Origin of the sequence: Silvania confinis (assembly GCF_025564085.1) — a bacterium.
Lineage (GTDB): Bacteria > Pseudomonadota > Gammaproteobacteria > Enterobacterales > Enterobacteriaceae > Enterobacter > Enterobacter confinis.
Genome location: NZ_JAMGZJ010000078.1, coordinates 440493 through 458107, shown reverse-complemented (window position 1 = coordinate 458107; position 17615 = coordinate 440493). Strand labels below are relative to the sequence as shown.

General features: G+C 54.8%; 15 protein-coding genes. 5 read left to right on the top strand and 10 right to left on the bottom strand.

The window, feature by feature from the left end:
* Positions 1-7: 7 nt before the first annotated feature.
* Positions 8-1411, bottom strand: coding sequence for an MFS transporter (locus M8013_RS19890; protein ID WP_271269499.1), 1404 nt, complete (start codon positions 1409-1411; stop codon positions 8-10).
* A 249-nt stretch (positions 1412-1660) separates the two neighbouring features.
* On the opposite strand from M8013_RS19890, the gene M8013_RS19885 reads away from it, so the two are divergent.
* Both M8013_RS19885 and M8013_RS19880 read left to right on the top strand, forming a co-directional pair.
* Complete coding sequence (locus M8013_RS19885) at positions 1661-2593, top strand: ROK family protein (protein WP_271269498.1); 933 nt, start codon at positions 1661-1663, stop codon at positions 2591-2593.
* A gap of 26 nt (positions 2594-2619) precedes the next feature.
* On the top strand, positions 2620-3609 hold the full coding sequence (locus tag M8013_RS19880) for a LacI family DNA-binding transcriptional regulator (protein ID WP_271269497.1): 990 nt from the start codon (positions 2620-2622) through the stop codon (positions 3607-3609).
* Between the two features lie 13 nt (positions 3610-3622).
* On the opposite strand, the gene M8013_RS19875 is transcribed toward M8013_RS19880, so the two are convergent.
* Positions 3623-4618, bottom strand: coding sequence for a LacI family DNA-binding transcriptional regulator (locus M8013_RS19875; protein WP_271269496.1), 996 nt, complete (start codon positions 4616-4618; stop codon positions 3623-3625).
* Between the two features lie 242 nt (positions 4619-4860).
* On the opposite strand from M8013_RS19875, the gene M8013_RS19870 reads away from it, so the two are divergent.
* Positions 4861-6291, top strand: coding sequence for a glycoside hydrolase family 32 protein (locus M8013_RS19870; protein WP_271269495.1), 1431 nt, complete (start codon positions 4861-4863; stop codon positions 6289-6291).
* Between the two features lie 54 nt (positions 6292-6345).
* Positions 6346-7602, top strand: coding sequence for an oligosaccharide MFS transporter (locus tag M8013_RS19865; protein WP_336264398.1), 1257 nt, complete (start codon positions 6346-6348; stop codon positions 7600-7602).
* Between the two features lie 32 nt (positions 7603-7634).
* On the opposite strand, the gene M8013_RS19860 is transcribed toward M8013_RS19865, so the two are convergent.
* The 6 genes from M8013_RS19860 to M8013_RS19835 form a co-directional block, all read right to left on the bottom strand.
* Positions 7635-7895 carry a hypothetical protein gene (locus M8013_RS19860; RefSeq protein WP_271269493.1) on the bottom strand — a complete coding sequence of 87 codons (261 nt, stop codon included), beginning with the start codon at positions 7893-7895 and terminating at the stop codon, positions 7635-7637.
* A 9-nt stretch (positions 7896-7904) separates the two neighbouring features.
* Positions 7905-8417, bottom strand: coding sequence for a hypothetical protein (locus M8013_RS19855; protein WP_271269492.1), 513 nt, complete (start codon positions 8415-8417; stop codon positions 7905-7907).
* Between the two features lie 422 nt (positions 8418-8839).
* Positions 8840-10015: a YncE family protein gene (locus M8013_RS19850; protein WP_271269491.1), complete on the bottom strand. Its 1176-nt coding sequence runs from the start codon at positions 10013-10015 to the stop codon at positions 8840-8842.
* Positions 10016-10053: 38 nt separating this feature from the next.
* Entirely contained in the window at positions 10054-12273 is a 2220-nt protein-coding gene (locus tag M8013_RS19845) for a TonB-dependent receptor domain-containing protein (RefSeq protein WP_271269490.1), read from the bottom strand.
* Positions 12274-12417: 144 nt separating this feature from the next.
* The gene (locus M8013_RS19840) at positions 12418-13149 is read right to left on the bottom strand and encodes an energy transducer TonB (protein WP_271269489.1); all 732 of its coding nucleotides are present in this window, start codon (positions 13147-13149) and stop codon (positions 12418-12420) included.
* Positions 13150-13198: 49 nt separating this feature from the next.
* The gene (locus tag M8013_RS19835) at positions 13199-14068 is read right to left on the bottom strand and encodes a ChaN family lipoprotein (RefSeq protein WP_271269488.1); all 870 of its coding nucleotides are present in this window, start codon (positions 14066-14068) and stop codon (positions 13199-13201) included.
* Between the two features lie 240 nt (positions 14069-14308).
* Here M8013_RS19835 and M8013_RS19830 point away from each other — a divergent pair, with 240 nt between their 5' ends.
* A complete protein-coding gene (locus M8013_RS19830; protein WP_271269487.1) occupies positions 14309-15154 on the top strand; it encodes a sugar phosphate isomerase/epimerase family protein in 846 nt (281 codons plus the stop codon).
* Between the two features lie 39 nt (positions 15155-15193).
* On the opposite strand, the gene ampC is transcribed toward M8013_RS19830, so the two are convergent.
* Together ampC and M8013_RS19820 are read right to left on the bottom strand one after the other, a co-directional pair.
* Positions 15194-16336 carry a CMY2/MIR/ACT/EC family class C beta-lactamase gene (gene ampC / locus M8013_RS19825; protein ID WP_271269486.1) on the bottom strand — a complete coding sequence of 381 codons (1143 nt, stop codon included), beginning with the start codon at positions 16334-16336 and terminating at the stop codon, positions 15194-15196.
* A gap of 48 nt (positions 16337-16384) precedes the next feature.
* Complete coding sequence (locus M8013_RS19820; RefSeq protein ID WP_271269485.1) at positions 16385-17581, bottom strand: hypothetical protein; 1197 nt, start codon at positions 17579-17581, stop codon at positions 16385-16387.
* Positions 17582-17615 lie beyond the last annotated feature (34 nt).

Below are 17615 nucleotides of genomic sequence, written 5' to 3'. Positions count from 1 at the left end.
ATATACCTCAGGATAATTTGGCATGGCGCTGACGCAGGTCGCTTGAAATACGCGTCATCATCGGATTATTGAGCTGGCACCAGCGCAGAGAGAGCGCCAGCAGCAGATGGAAAATAGCCGGGACCACGCTTTGCAGCAGCGAGATCCCCTGAAGGGAGGCTTCGGTTTGATTTTCTAAACCCGGGCGATAGGCCACGAGGAACAGTATCAGGCTGATAATGCCCCCCGACGAAGCCCAGGATAATTTGATGCAGAAGAGGTTAAAGGCGAAGTTCATGCCTGACGAACGCACCGAGTTTTTCCACTCGCCGTAGTCATCGGCAAAAGCCATGATCGAAAAGTGCAGCGGCAGGGTAAAGCCCAGCACCATATTGTTGATAAAGATGACAACCAGCCACAGGGTCTGGTACTGCGCCCCGGACGGTAAAAACCACATACCAAAACCAAAGGCCGCCAGCAGCAGGTTAGTGCCGGAGTAGAGCTTCACCATATCGACACGGCGGGAGAGCTTATTGACGATCACCGCGCCAAGAATGGAGGCGAGCGTCACCATGCCGAAGAACAGCGACATATAGACCGTCGAGCCCTGCAGCACGTACGAGATGAAGTACATGTAACCGCCGCCGCGAATGCACAGAATATTCACCAGCAGGAACGACATCAGCAGCATCAGGATCAGTTGATCGTTTTTCCGCAGGCCAGACAGATGCTCGCGAATGGTGAACTGCCCGACCACCGACATCGGCACCCGCTCTTTCACCCACAGGAAGCACAGCAGGAACATCACCATCCCAATACCGCACAGCACCGTCACGCCATACTGGTAGCCTTTGGCGGCATCGCCACCGCCAAACCAGGTCACCATCAGCGGCAGTCCCACCGACACCAGGAACCCGGCAATCCCACTCAGGACAAAGCGCCAGGACTGGCAAGAGATCACCTGGTCGTGGCGGTTGGTCATCGCATTGATCATGGCGCAGTAGGGAACGTTGTTGGCGGTATAGCCGACGGAAAGCAGGAAATAGGTGCCGAACGCCCAGACGATTTTCATTTCCGGGCTCAGGTCGGGCACGGTGAAGGTTAAAATACCGATGATCGCCAGCGGCACTGCCGTCCACAGCTGCCACGGACGGAATCGCCCCCAGCGGCTGCGCGTTTTATCCGCGAGGATCCCCATCACCGGGTCGGAAACAGCATCCACCACGCGCAGGATAATAAACATCACCCCGACGATCGCCGGGCTGATGCCAAAAATATCGGTGTAGAAAAAGAGCAAAAATCCGCTGATCAGATCCGAGATGCAGTGCCCACCGGCATCCCCCAGACCGTAGCCAATTTTTTCACGGGTTGATATGTCGTCGCTGGCATCCGCCACGGCGACATCTTCATGGTTAATCGGTGTAGATGTCATACATAAATCCTCACGCTCAGGCTTGTTATGGGTGTACGCCTTTACTGCATTAGGCTTGTAGGTTTTTAGTAAAAATATCTTTCATGCCGAAGGTAGTGGCGAATAAGCCATCGTAAAAGCAGGTTTTGTGAGCAGTGTGAAGACGATCAATATTTTTAGTATAAATACTGATATTTACTGACATGAAGCCTGTCAATGACCTATAACACTTGGTGATATTTTTAGTAAAATAAAAACCAGGGGGTGAATATGTTCAGGTTAGGGCTTGATATTGGCGGCACAAAAATCGAAGCCGCAGTGCTTGATGACCACGGTGACGTTGCCTGGCGACAGCGCTTTGCAACGCGCAAAAACAGCTATACCGCGTTCTTTAGCGCGGTGGTGGAGGTTATCCGGCTGGCGCAAGCCGAGTTCAGCGTGCCGTTGAGTATCGGGATTGGCATTCCGGGTACGGTCGATGCCGGCAGCGCTCGGGTGAAGAATGCGAATATTCAGATCCTTAACGGCCAGACGTTTGCGCAGGATCTCGCGCAGCAGTTTCAGCAGGCGGTTGCCATGAGCAACGACGCAAATTGCTTTACCCTGTCGGAAGCCATCGATGGCAGCGGGAAAGGGGCCGACGTGGTGTTTGGCGTGATATTGGGCACCGGCTGCGGAGGCGGATTATCGATAGGCGGGCGGGTAATTGGCGGCGCAAATGGCTGCTCGGGAGAGTGGGGTCACACTCCCCTGCCGCACTACCGGCCAGAGCGCGATGGCCCGGCCGTTAGCTGTTACTGTAGCCAGCAAAATTGTGTAGAATCTTTTATCTCTGGCACGGGTTTTGAACGGCAGTATCTGGCGCATTTGGGCGAAAAACTGCAAGTGACTGATATTATAGAAAAAGTAAACAGTGGCGATGTCGCTGCAGCGGCCATCTGGCACCGTTACCTCGATCAGGTCGCGCGTTCGCTGGCAAATATAGTAAACATGGTTGATCCGGACGTCATTGTGCTGGGCGGCGGTGTCTCTAACGTCGACATCCTGTACCCCGAGCTGCAAAGCCGGGTCGCGCACTACGTTTTTGGCAAACAGTGTTGCACGCCGTTTCGTCGGGCAATGCATGGCGACAGCAGCGGCGTCAGGGGCGCAGCCTGGCTGGGTGGTCGCCCGCATCAGAAACGGGACCTTAACCTTCAGTAAGCAACGGATTTCATCAGGAAGGATGTGTGAAAAAAAACATAAGAATCAAAGATATTGCTGATGAAAGCGGCGTATCTATTGGGGCGGTTTCCCGGGCGCTGAAGGGCCAGCCGGGCCTGAGCGATGACACGCGCCAGCGTGTGTTAGCGATCGCCAGAGCTAAGGGATATGATTTTACTCGCCTGCGCACCAATAAAATTAAGCGCATCCTGTTTTTACTTCACCGTCAGCACGACCTCAGCAAAGCGCTGCCGTTTTACTCCCCACTGATCCTCGAGATCGAAAACAATTGCCGGAAACAGGGCATTGCGATGAGCTTCCTCGCGATCCAGCCGGGCGATCCCATCCAGGAGCAGCTGCAGGTGCACAACCCGGACGCCTTAATCTGCGCCGGTTTTTTTGAACCCGAGTTAATAAGCACCCTGCAGCAGGCGAATATTCCGATCACCCTGGTCGATTTATGGTTCCCGGATCTGCCGTCCGTCAACCCGGACAACTATGAAGGCGGCTATTTAGCGACCCGTCATCTGATTGAGCAGGGGCGCACGCGGATTGCGTTTCTGGCCAGTACCACCGCGCATTACAGTATTCGCCAGCGTGAAAAGGGCTATCGCAAAGCGCTGTACGAAGCGCAGATTTTACTGCCGCCGGAGTACGAACTGGCCTCCCCGCCGCTGCTGGATATTGAGCAATCCTTGATTGCTAACCTGAACGAATTGCTGGCCCTGCCGCACCCGCCGGATGCCATTTTTGCCTACAACGACGTGGCGGCGATGGTAGCTGTCCGGGTCTGTCAGCAAAAAGGGTTTCGGGTGCCAGAGGATATTGCCATCGTCGGCTTCGACAATATCGACTACGCCGTCCTGACGACCCCGCCGCTGAGCACCATCGCGGTGGATAAGCAACAGCTGGCGCGCAAGACCTTTGAACTGGTGATGCAAGAGAGCGACGAGTCCGCCGTTTTGCTGCCGGTCGAGCTGGTAGTCAGGGGCAGTTCGGTGGTGCGGCCAGAGTAATATTCGGGCGGATCTAGAACGAACGACGCGGCAGATACGGACTGGCGACCTTGAGGGTATCCCGGTGCTGGCTGCCGTGAATAATATGTAGCGCACTGAGTCGCCCAATCTCATAGTGCGGTAGCTGAACGGTGGAGAGCGGCGGCAGAAACAACTCGCCCGTGCCGACCATATTGTCGTAACCCAATACCCCTACGTCCTGCCCAATGCGAAGTCCCCTCGCTAATAACACCTGGTACACCACAAACGCGACGCGATCGTTGCCGCAGACCACCGCATCAAATGCCGGGCGGTTGCCGTCGATGTGCGCGGTGACGAAGTGCGCCGCATCAATATGGTGTTGCTCACCCTCAGGAAGATAGTGATGAAGCAGCGAATCGGGATCGACCCCTGCTTCCCGGCAGGCTCTTTCCAGCCCGGCGCGACGACGTGACGTCGCGACTATGCCATCAGGCAAGTGAATACAAAGCAGCTTTCGGTAACCCTTACTCAGCAGTGCCTTGACGCCCAGATACTGCCCTTCTTCATCGTCAGGAATATAGGTCGGTACCGCGACGGACGTGCTTTCACAGTTGGCCAGCACGCAGGGAACGGTCAGCAGCTTTTCGGGCACCGGCACTTTGCGCAATCCCATCGTGGTATAGATAATGCCGTCAGGCCGGTGGGCCAGTAGCAGGTCGACCATTTTTTCTGGCTGGTCGTTGGCAAACATATTCACCACGAAACTGTTCCAGCCATGCGCCCGGGCGGTTTCTTCAATCGACAACGTGATGTCGACAGAAAACGGCGTGGTCATGGTGTCGAGCGCCAGCACGCCAATGGTGCTCACCGTTGACTTCGCGCCTCTGATTTTTTTGGCTGATAAATCTGAGACGTAGCCCAGTTGCTCAACAGCGGCCATGACGAGGGTGTAGGTCTCCGGTTTGAGCCGTTGCGGTTCATTTAACGCGCGGGAAACCGTCATCAGCGACACGTTTGCCAGTTTTGCCACGTCTTTTAACGATGCCATTTTTTCACCCTTCTTCTGTTCCTTCGATTCGCCGGACGCCTGTCTGCCACGTCACGCCATTCCCGAGGCTTAAAATATTTCAATGAAAATGAGAGATCCATAACATATCACGAATGTTAACGTTAACCTTTGTGATTAACATCGTAATTCATCGTTTTTATGCCGCAGCGGCTCAAATGTTAACGTTATCATTTTATCTATCACGATAACCGAACATTCTTTACGCCCATAAGCAGGACACGATGACACTACTGATACAAGCCAATACCGCCATCAACAACGCCCGGGAACAGATTGATCCTCGCTGGTATCCACGTTATCACCTCGCCCCTCCGGCAGGCTGGATGAACGATCCCAACGGACTGACCTGGTTTGATGGCTATTATCATGCGTTCTACCAACACCACCCCTACTCGCCCATCTGGGGACCGATGCACTGGGGGCATGCCCGCAGCCGCGATATGGTGAACTGGGAGCATCTCCCGGTGGCCCTCGCCCCTGAGGGCCCGGAAGATAAAGACGGCTGCTTCTCCGGTTCTGCGGTGGTGGCGGGAGACGAACTCGCCCTGATCTACACCGGGCATAAATTCCACGGCGACCCCAGCGAAGACAATCTTTACCAGGTGCAGTGCCTGGCCACCAGCCGCGACGGCCTGCATTTCGACCGCCAGGGAATGGTCATTGATACGCCGGAAGGGGTGCATCATTTTCGTGACCCGAAGGTCTGGCGTGAAAACGATCGCTGGTACATGGTGGTGGGCGCGCGGGTCAACGATATCGGTGAAGTGCAGCTGTATCAGTCAGAGGATCTGCGCAGCTGGACTTATCTCCGTCCCCTCGCGCAGGCCACTGAAAAAATGGGCTATATGTGGGAATGCCCGGATTTCTTCCCGCTCAATGATAAACACATTCTGCTGTTTTCTCCCCAGGGGATCGCCGCCGAAGGCTATCACCACCGCAACCTGTTCCAGAGCGGATACACGGTCGGCGTGTGGCAAGACGATGCGATATTCCGCATCGAGCAGCCTTTTTGCGAACTGGATCATGGTCATGATTTTTATGCCCCGCAAACTTTTGTCACCCCGGATGGGCGGCGAGTGGTGATTGGCTGGATGGCGATGTGGGAATCTCCGATGCCAGAAAAAGCCGATGGCTGGGCGGGTATGTTCTCTTTACCGCGCGAACTGACGTTGGGCGATGATGGCCGGGTACGCATGCAGCCAGTGAAGGAGCTGGAATTACTGCGGGGCGAATGCCAGTCCTGCTCGGTGAACGCCCTCAGCAATGACACTGTCCTGCTACAAGCGAACCTGCAGGCGGCAGAAATTGCGCTGGAGCTGGATATCTCCCTCAGCACGGCAGAACAGTTCGGCCTTTCACTGGGCAAAGGGGCGCGTATTTACGTTGACGATCAGTCCCGCCGCCTGGTGGTCGAGCGTGATTACCCCGAGCACGGACTCAGCGGTCATCGCAGCGTGCCGCTGCCTGACGCCGACCGCCTTAATCTGCGCATCTGGCTGGACAGCTGTTCCGTAGAAGTGTTTGTTAATAATGGTGAATTTACCCTCAGCAGCCGAATTTATCCGGACGCGCACGACCGGGATCTTTCGCTGTTTAGTCGTCACGGAACGGCGGTGGTGCCGAGCGTCAATATCTGGTCGCTGAACGTTTAACAGACTGAGAAAAGACGGCCTTAATCGTAATACCCTCTGGATTGGGACAAAAAAATGAAAATAAATATGCCGTTCAGTAATGATAAATACCGCTACTCCTCGGGGTATTTGCTTTTTTTCTTTGCCGCATGGTCATTATGGTGGTCATTCTACGCCATGTGGTTGAAAAACAAGCTGGGGCTGTCCGGTGCGGAACTGGGAATGCTCTATTCCGTCAACCAGTTTTTCAGCATGCTATTTATGATTGGCTACGGCGTGTTGCAGGACAAACTCGGCACCCGAAAACACCTAATCTGGCTGATTGGCATCGTCATTACCTTAAGCGGCCCGTTCCTGATTTATGTTTATGAACCGCTGCTGGTGAGCAACTTCACGCTGGCTATGGTTCTGGGGGCCATCTTCTTTGGTCTGGGCTATCTTGCGGGTTGTGGGCTGGTCGACAGTTTCGTCGAGAAGATCAGCCGACGTTTCAATTTTGAATTTGGCACCGCCCGCTTCTGGGGATGTCTGGGGTATGCGGCTGGGGCGTTCGTGGGCGGCATTTTCTTCAGTATCAACCCGCATATCAACTTCTGGTGCGTCTCGCTGATGGGTCTGCTGTTCCTGGTCATCAATCTGTTCTTTAACACAGATCGCACAGCAGACGAGGAGGCGAAAGAGACGGCAGTAACCCCGCTGACCCGCCAGGATTTTATCGCCATCTTTAAAGACCGTCAGTTCTGGTATTTCGTGGCGTTCGTGGTCGGCACCTGGTCATTTTACAATATCTACGACCAGCAAATGTTCCCGGTATTCTATGCCGGACTGTTTGAAGACCCGAACATGGCACCACGGGTATACGGTTATCTGAACTCAGCCCAGGTCTTTTTTGAAGCTATCGGTATGGCATTCATTCCGTTCCTGATTAACCGCATTGGGCCAAAATCAGCGCTGATGCTGGCCGGATTAATTATGACCTGCCGTATTCTGGGTTCAGCGATATTTGAAGATATTTACATCATCTCGTTTATTAAAATGCTGCACGCGCTGGAGGTGCCGCTGTTTGTTATTGCGGTGTTTAAATTTAGCGTCGCTAATTTTGACAAGCGCTTATCTTCAACGATGTACCTTATCGGGTTTAATATCGCCAGCTCGATCGGGATTATTGTCCTGTCGCTGCCGATCGGACGGATATTCGATCACGTCGGTTATCACTCGACCTTCTTTATGATGGCAGGGGTGGTGCTGGTGACGATCCTGTTCGGGTATTTTACCTTAAGTAAAAAGCGTCACGAACAGATTGAATTAACCCCCGTCAACGCACAACAGTGAAAAAAGCCCACCGTGGCGGTGGGCTTGCGGCATTACCAGTCGCTGTTATCACGGTGGTGATTGTGATGACCATGATGGCTGTACTGGTCATCGCGGTCGCGGTCATCCTGATGATCGCGCTCCCACTGCTTTTTATCGTCTTTGTGCTTCTCTTTCTCATGATGCTTTGCCACGGCCGCGCCGACGGCCGCCGCACCCAGACCAATCCCCACTGCCGACAGCACCGGATGATCCGCGCAGCCCGACAGCATGGCCATCACCGCCATCGCGGTAATCACTTTTTTCAGTTTCATATTCGGGTCTTAGCGCGAGGCGTAGATGCTGCCGTGGTTGCCGGAATCTTCGTCTTTCCAGCTCCCGCGATGGTTATCTCTGATGGTGTAAGTAGCGTAGCCATCGCGGAACGTCAGGGTGCCGTTATACGCATTCACATCGCGCATCTCTTTGCCGTTCAGATAGACCCCGGAGTCTTCGATGTGGATGTCCGCCCCGCGCTCGCCGTTGTCGAATTTCACCACGTAGTTACCCGCGAATTTGCCGTTGATTCCAGCATCGCTGTGATTGTCGTTATACGTATTTTGCGCATTATCACGGTTATGATGTTTGCCGTGATAATTCTGCTGCTGGCCGTCGTTATTAATAAAACCGTGGCGTTGGTTCCACTCGTAAGACTTGTCGAGATTGCAGCCCTGCAGCTCAGAAACCTGGGTACAGCCTGAGCGCTCATACTTCGCGCGCTGCGCCGGGCTGATTGCACATGCGGTGGTGGCACTCACCAGACCGACGACCAGAATGGCTAAAACACGTTTTTTCATGCTATTGCTCGCTATCATCATTGTAGTGAATTTTTATTTTACGGCGCTGTTTGCCGCATTATTGCCTGAGCCTCTTTTAATAGAGGCTTTATTAAAACATCCCAATTAATTAACAAACTGTTGATGTTAATTTCTCAAATTTATTACCCTAAGCCGTTTCTGAAGAATTAAGCCGTTAATTAAGAGCGCGGCGATAGTACGGCTTTTTATTTCTGCTTCACAAAAGGTTTTAAACGGCCAAATTCAAATGCAGAAGATTCTTAAGAGGAATAGCAAGAATTGAAAAGAAATAATAAACAATGCGTACTGGCGGGTAAAAAGCGGGCGGACGACGACGCCCCAGACGGTGCGCCGCGTCACGGCAAAAAGAGGGCCGGCTGCTGCGCCCTCTTTTGCCGTGACAAGGTTGAGAAACCCTTACCTTACGAGCGGGTCAAATCGATGCGCAGAATGCGCTCTTTGGCCCCTTCAACGTACACATCCGGATCCCAGTCGCGGTTAAAGCCCTCTTTGACGCCGACATACAGGGTATCGCCATCCGGGGACAGCACCATCTGATTCGGGTACACCGGGGCGTTAAATTCCCGGGTGATGGCGTAGGTAGTGGCATCGACAACGCTGATGGTGCCGCTGGTGAAGTTGGTCACGTAGATCTCATTGTATTTCGCGTTGTATTTGACCGCGTTGGTCCCGGCTCCGGTGTGAACATATCCGAGCTGCTGACCATTGCGTAAATCAAAGACGTACAAGCCATCCTGCTGTCCGCGACGATCCTCGTGGTCGAACACCACCACAAAGGCGCGGTTCGAGGCAGAGTCCACCGCCAGATTCTGCACGCTGGTGATCTGCGGCTTCGGATCCTTCAGGCGGATGGTGCGCAGCACGGTCTGCTTTTTGGCATCGATTTCATTGATGTAATCTTTGCCGCCGACGTAGATTTTCTGCGTTTTCTCATCCTGGGTCAGGCCATAGGCGGTACCGCTGTAGGCGCCTTTCACTTCGCCTTTCAGCGCCAGGGTGGTGCCATCGAGCATCAACAGCTTATGCAGCGACGTCATGCCTTCGGCGGTTTTGCGCATATTGCTGTAGCTGACAAACAGCGTGTTGGTCTGCGGGTTGTACACCATGTGACGCAGGTGCTCAAAGCGCGCGTCGGCGGCGTTCGCCACGTTAAAGCTGAGCTTGTCGCTGGTTTTGGTCAGCTTGCCGGTGAGGGTGTCGACGATACTGATCCGCAGCGAGGCGGACTGAGTATGCCCGACATACAGCTGGTGCTGCTGCTGATTCATTGCCAGCGAGAAGGCGCGATACGGCATTGTCAGCCGGTTTTCGATGTTCAGCGAGGCCGGATTAAAGGCATACAGAAAGCCTTTGTTGGCTTCGCGGTTCATCCGGTCAGTGACCGCCGCGTACAGTCTTTGGCTGGTGTTATCAAAAGCCAGCTCGTACAGGCCTTCGTTGGCGTCCTGCAGGTAGTTTGTTTTCATCGCGAAACGGGACAGTTCGCGCTGCGGCGGGTCAATCGCCAGTACAGCGCTGGAAAAGAGCCCGGCAATCAGCAGGCATCCCAGCGTGGTAGTGAAGTTACGGTGCTTCATTTTTATTCCTGGTCATCAAAGTGATTAAGGGTCGCGGATTAGAACTGGATTTCGCCACCAAAGATGTAGGTACGACCGCGCGCGGTGGTGTTGATGCTTGAGCCTTCTTTCGCATAGTCCAGGCTCTGGTTCATGCGGTTAAGGGCGTCGGCATAGTCGCGGTTGGTGACGTTCTGCACGCTAAAGCGCAGCAGCACTTCATCGGTCATCTGCCAGGTGCTGTAGAGATCGATGACCGTCGGAATGTTCGGCATGCTCTCTTTCGGCACCGTGTTGGTGTCGCTTTCGATCCCTTCGGTGCTCAGGCGTTTGGACTTGCCGGTGAACTTAAACAGGCTGCCGAGGGTAAGCTTCTCGTTGAACAGGCGTCCGCCGACGTCCAGCGTGGCGTAGTAGGACGGCAGATCGCTCAGATCGCTGTAGGCAAAGCTGTAAACGGTGCTGGCGATCGAGGTGGGCTGATCGGTGTGCTGCTTGCTCCAGGAAAGGTTGGCGTAAACGAAACCTGCGTCGTACCCGGCTTCAATCTCGTAACCGTTGTTAGTGACCGGCGAGGTGGTGTTGAGATAGACGTTAGCGTTAAAGCCGCTGAAAGAATTGTAATAGTCATTACACAGCTGCCCGTTGTAGCACAGCATAAAGGACTCGCTGGTAATGTAGTCCTTGATCCGCGACTGATAGGCCAGCGCCTTCATGTGGAAGCTATCCTGCTCCAGCAGCAAGCCCGTTTTATTGATGTTAAAGCCGGCTTCGACGGTCTCGGCCTTTTCTGGCTTGAGGAACGGGTTCATCGAGATCCCGCCTTCGTTAGCGAAGAACACTTCCTGCACGTTTGGCGCGCGCGACGAGCGGCTCCAGCTGACGAAAGGCTGCAGCCACGGGGTCACTTGCGCAGAGAAGGTGGCCGACGGGTTAAAGGCGTTGTCATCCAGATTCAGCATCGCTTCCCCCTGCGGGAAGCACTTCTCGTTGGCGGCGCAGGCTGGTTTTTTGCCTTCCACCTGGCTGCGGGTATAGTTGAGGTTCAGGTCCAGCTCATAGATATCTTTGTTCAGCGTCAGGCCGGTGTATAACGAGGAGATCTTTTGCTTACCCGCCGGGGCGAAGGCATTGCGATCGGTCTCGTTGCTTTGCACAAAGCTGCGGCTGTAGCGGGTATCCATTAATTTCCCACCTACCTGGAAGGTCGTATACAGATCGTCCGCCATTTTAAAGCGGCTGGTGTTGTTGATATCGATGGCGTTCGATTTATTGGTGGTCGACGAGTTATTAAAGTTATACATCGCCTTCGGTTTATATTCCTGATTGCCGCGACTGGTGCTGGCAAGGACATTTAATTCCACCAGCTCATTCAGCGGGGCATAGTTATAGCGCAGGTAATAATCGTCGCTGGTAATATCGCGGCGGGTAAAGGTATTGGTGTAATTTCTTCCGGCGAGTTCCAGTTTATTATACTGATCCAGATTGAGGTTCAGCTTATACAGTTCGGAATGCGGGGTCTGCGTCAGGTATTTATTGTCTTCACCAATAAAATCTTTACTGCTGCGGCCGCCGCCGTTTTTATAGGTGGCGTAGGTGCGGGTGCCGCTGATGCCCACCATCCCCCCCACCGCACCGCCGTTGTCGAAGGTTTCGGTCTTACCGGCAACGGCGACCATGCCGGTGCGTCCCAGCCCGTTATCCCCGACCGAGAAGCGCGACAGCAGGCCGGTCTGGCGTCCCTCTTTCAGGATATCGTCAATGCCGATGGTGCGCATGTTGGCGCTCCCCGCCAGGGCGTTAACCCCCTGCGAACCGGCGCTGCTGCCGCGCGTGACGTCCACGGATGCGAGGAAGTTCGGATCAAGCGGTACGCCTGCGGCGGTGTTGGAACCGCCGTGGTAGTTGGCCGGTGCCATGCCAAAGTACGTCTGGGTCACACCGTCGACCATGGTATTGACGCGGCCCAGGCCGTTCATGCCACGGATATTGACGCTTATCGCCCCCTGCAGCGGATCGATTTGCGTATAGGTCCCGGCCATGCTGCGTAATGACGCATCCAGACTCTGCAAATTTTTATTCAGCGTGCGCGAACTATACGCCCCGGGGCGAGAATAACTCTCCTCCGAGGAGCCGACATTCTTTTTTTCATCGAGCGTATTGTCCATTATTGTCAGCGGCGAGAAAACGGATTCCCCCTCCTTTTCTGCGGCATACGCTGGCGCGTGGACAATAAGAATCCCGGTCAAAAGACCTTTGACCATCTGAGGTTTTTTCATAATAAAATCCTGTATATCATTATTTACAAGCGCAAAAAAAGGAGAGAGCGAGAGCGTAATAACGCCCTCCCCTTATCAATCGAAAATTAATTTAAATAATTATTTTCAGCAGTAATGCATTTACCGGGAAATAAAGCCTGGGTTTTAAATATCCAGTAAGCCAAATTCGACCGGCAGCGTCACTTTCTGTACGCCCTGCCTCACCAGCTCTTCTGGCGGTGGTGGCAGAGGTCGGGCATTGATCAGCGCCGTGAGTGCAGCCTTGTCCAGAGACAGGGTGCCTGACGAGCTCACCAGTTTGGTCGTGAGGATTTCGCCCCGGGCATCGACGCTAAAGGTGATCACCGCGGTGCCGGTGCGTTTACGACGCCGGGCATCTTCCGGGTAGTTACGCATTTTGTTGATTTTGCCTTTGACCAGCGACTCCCAGCTTATTTTGCTCTGGCTGATCCGCATGGCGTCGGTATCTAGCGGCGCGGCGGTACGCTGGGTCTGCACCGTCTGCACCGGCGGCGCGGCCAGGCTGGTGGTGGTGGAATTGCCCTTCTCCTCCTTCTGTTCACGCTGGCTTTTCTTCTTGATGTCCGGCTTCTTGCGGGCTTTAGGCTCCGGTTTGGCCGCAGCAATTTTCAGTTCCGCCTCTTCCTGTACCAGCAGTTTTGGCAGGTCCTGATTATGGGTGCGTTCTTCCTCGGTCATGGCCTCGACCTTGCGCTGCTGGCTGACACCGGGCGGCAGATCGGTTCTTAACACCGCCACTTCAAACTCCGGCGAATACTGGACCATGACCGCAGCCGGGGTCGCCTCCGGCTGCGGGCGGGAAAAGTGCACGATAAATGGCAGGGCCAGCGCCGCGTGGAACAGCACACTGGCCATGGCGCTCCACGTCCAGGGCGCGCGAGGCATGGGGTTATTGACATTCATATTAAGGCTGCTTTTCCGCCGGAACTGACCAGATGTAATCCGCCTGTTTTGCGCTCACTTTGGTCCCCACGGTGGAGAGCATGACCACGACAGGCGGCTCAGCATTCAGATCGGCCAAATGCAGCGGCACGCCAATATCTTTCGCGGCGTGATAGCCCCCGGCAATCAGCAGCGCAGGACGCGGTGCGCGCTTGAGCTGCTCGGCCATAAAGCGATCGCGCTGCTGCTGGATGGCGAGCATGGCAGTGACCTGCTCCCCGTCGATCTGGCCGTCATGCATGAGATAGATAATGGCGGACAACGCTTCACGCACCTGCGGCTGCGAAGAGGCCGCACCCGCCGGGAAGACCGGGTTTTTATACAGGGCAGAGACCTGCTCACGGCTGATGTTGGCCGCCAGCAGCGGGCCGGGGCCCTCAAGGGCGGTCATCACCACATCGCGGTACAGATCCCACGGCCAGCCGCTTTTCCAGCGCATCGCTTCTGCCGCGCGGGTGGCGCTAATTTTGGTGCCCGCCAGGCTTTGCGCTTTGACCCGGTCAACCGCCGCCTGCTGATCGCTGCTGATCATCTCCATCAGTACGCTGCCCTGCTGACGGGTTTTATTCAGGTTTTGCAGCAGCCACTGTTCAATCTGGTGGTGGCGCTCATTGGTGTGCTCTTCGCCGACAATCACCACTGGCGCGCTGGCCAGCTTCACAATCAGGTCAGCCTGGGTGATGACCTTCCCGGTTGCGGCGTCCTGAATGCAGCCGCAGTCAACCGCCAGCGGGCGTGTGCTCACCGTGGCAGAGGGAGGACTGTGGCACCCGGCAATCAGCAAAAAGCTGCTGAGCACCAGCGGTTTGAAAAAGTTACCCCGATTTGACATAAGTATCCGTTTAATTTTTAAGGCATTTTTTGCGCTGCGAATTTTGGGCGGATTATATGCATTGGTGATAATGATTATCAAGATCATTCTCATTATCAATTTTAGGAGGTAGACAAGGGGTGTCTGCTGTCGGTCATGGGCAAACAATTGCGCGACATCACACTTTTACGCCACGCAGTTTGTAATCGATTACTTTCTGTCTGTATTTTGTAATCGATTACTTTTTACTGAGGAACAACGATGATCAGACGCGCTATACTTTGCGGCCTCCTGCTGGTGGCGAGCCTCGGGGCTTCGGCCCAGGCCAAAGACACCAATAACGAAATCGCCCTGCAGATGTATACCCTGCGCAATGTGGGTGATGCCGACGCCCAGTTTGCGATGGCCGGAAAAGCCGGATTCAAAAATGTGGAACTGGTGGGTACGCACGGCGTGGATGCCCCCGCTCTGCAGACGATACTGAAGAAGAATCAGCTTAACGTGGTGGCGGCACATGTGCAGCTGTCGGCTCTTGAGCAGGATTTCGCCACCACCGTCGCGTTTAATAAAGCGGTGGGCAATACGCATATCGTGGTGCCGTGGATTGAAGCCGCCGACCGCCCAACCACGCAGCAGGGCTGGGTTGACTACGCCAAACGCCTGGATGCGATGGGTGCAAAATTACGCAATGAAGGGATCACGCTGACGTTCCATAACCACGATTTCGAGATGAAGAAGTACGGCGCCGACAGCGTGCTGGACATCATCATGAAAAACACCCAGCGCGATAACCTGGTTCTCGAGCTGGATGTCGCCTGGGTCTCCCGTGGCGGCCAGGATCCTGCCCAGTTCATCACCCGCTATGCGGGCCGTATCTACGCTATCCATGCCAAGGACAACGCCGGTATCGGCGTGCGAGACGATGAGATGAATTTTGCCCCGATGGGCGAAGGGCTGCTGGAGTGGAACTCCATTCTGACGGCGGCGCGCAAGAGCGGCGTGCAGTGGTTTATCGTCGAGCATGATTCGCCGAAAGATCCGTGGGCGATTATCACCACCTCGCGCAAAAATCTCGACGCGCTGCTGAAACAGCATCCGCAGCACTAAGCACGACACACCAGGCCTGCCGCAGCAGGCCTGGCGAGCTTACTGCAGGGCTTCGAGGATCTGATACGCCACTTTTACCCGAGCGGTATTGGGGTAATTCTTGTTTGCCAGCATCACGATGCCAATGTTCTTTTCCGGGATAAAGGCGATGTAGCTGCCAAACCCACCGGTGGCACCGGTTTTGTGGACCCATGAGGCACTCACCGGCGCTGCGGCGGGGGTGATTGCGGTGACCGGGTGCGCGGCCAGCGCGTAGTGATTATCCGCCCCCTGCTCCAGAGTCTGAGATTGCACCGGCCAGTTCAGCATTTCCCAGCCTAACCCCTGATACATCTCCCCTACCTGCCAGTAACGCGACTGGGCAAGCGCCATCCCCTTTCTCAGCGACGCGTCTTTGATCGCCGCAGGGTGCATGTTGGCCTGCAGCCAGCTTGCCATATCCACAATTGAGGTTTTTACCCCGTAGGCTTCGGCATCGAGCATCCCCGGCGAAACATGCACCGCCTTGCCATCCCGGTAGCCCCAGGCGTAGTTCGGCGCGTCACTGGCCGGCACATTGACCCAGGTGTGGTGCAGCTTTAACGGTTTTAACACCCGGGTGGTCAGCGCCTGTTCAAAGCTCATCTTTGACGGTTTGACCGCCAGTGCGCCAAACAGGCCAATACTGGCGTTGGCGTACAGGCGCTGGGTACCGGGCGCCCACTGAGGCTGCCAGGACTGGTAGAATTTTTGCAACGATGCAGCGTTGGTGACGTGATCAGGCACCTGCAGCGGCAAGCCACCGGCAGTGTAGGTCGCCAGATGCAGCAGGGTAATGCCGCGCCACTGCTTGCCCGACAGCGCAGGCCAGTACTTGCTCGCCGGATCGCTGAGGGCAATTTCACCGCGCGCCACCGCCTCGCCCCCCAGCACCCCGGTAAAGGTTTTACTCACTGAGCCGAGCTCAAAAAGGGTCTGTTGGGTGACAGGTTTATTCCCGGCGACATCCGCCAGCCCGCGGGTAAAGTAGTAAGGTTTGCCCTGATAAACAATCGCCACGGCCATCCCCGGGATCGCCTGCTCTTGCATCAGCGCGGTAATCGCCGGGTTAACGACATCGGCCAGTTGGCTAACCGACTGCGATGCCGAAATAGCGGGGCCAGACATAACAGCAAGGACAGAGCATAACAGCGGTTTATTCATCGGGGTTATCTTCATCAGGGTTCAGAGTAGAGGGACAATCCCGGTAGTTTAACGTTGCTGACGGCAGTAACTCCAGTTCGACACCTCCTGACAGGTGTAGATTGAGGTCTGATTGGTATTCGGGAGGGTCACGCTGGGCGGCGTATAGGTCTGCATATTCTGCATCGCGTTGCGCTGCAGCTGCTGCGAGGTTTGATTGAGCTGGGCAAATGAGGCGTTCAGCGCGTCGTAGTTTTGCTGCTGGATTTGCTGCTGGCGCAGGGCTTCTGCACGCTGGTTCTCGATACTGGCTAACCGCTGTTGTTGCCCGCTTTTAAAGGCCTGAGCCGAACGCTCGAAATCGTGCTGATACGCGGCAAACGGTCGATCGTCACAAAAGGCCGTCACGTCTTCGTTATCGTTATCGTTGCCCGGGCAGAGTGTATTTTTCAGTTCCGCTATTTTGCGGGTCGCCTCGGCATACGCTCCCGGGGCCGTGACCAGCTTACGATCCACTTCAGAAAGATGGGCGCTGACGAACGGCAGAATGCTTTGCGCATTTAAATATTGCCCGTTCTGTAGGGTAACCACCGCGCCATTTTGTAATTTAACCGCTTCGAGCAGGATATTACCCTGCTGGCCGATCCTGATATTCTGCGCGACATTGTTGGTGTAGTCATTGATGACACTTAATGCCAGGCCGGTACCGGTCCGGTCCATCTTCATGTAGGTGGTGGCGCCCGAAATATCACTCTGCAGCAAGGACCAGGTTATTTTTTCATTTTTATCGAAGTTGAAATACCCTTCAATGGGTGAGACATAGCCCCCTTCGCGATTCAGCATTAACGATTTCCCGGAAAAGCCGTTTTTATCGCCGACGCCAATATTGTAGGCATCAAAGGGGGTCTTATGCTGATAATAAGCCAGGTCGTTGGCCCCGCCAGGGGTCAAATACTCGACGCTGATACTTTTTTTCCCGCCGGTGGTGATGACCGCCAGCCCTAAACCGGAGGCCTCACCGTTCAGGCAGTCGCCGTACCAGCGCAGCGCTTCGATATCCGGTGCCTGGGTTCCGGTATAGGTGACCTGACACGCGGCTTTAACGTTCGACGGTTGCACCGGAAAACCGCGTTCGCTGCCCGCGTCATTATTTTGGTTAAATACGGCATTAAATTGGGAGATGACCGGGCCTGCATCATATTCCGGCATTTTTTGCGCGCAGCCGGAAACCGTTGCCATTGCTAAAAGGGTTGCTAATTTTTTCATTATTATGCCGAGGAGTTTTATTTATCGCGCATTA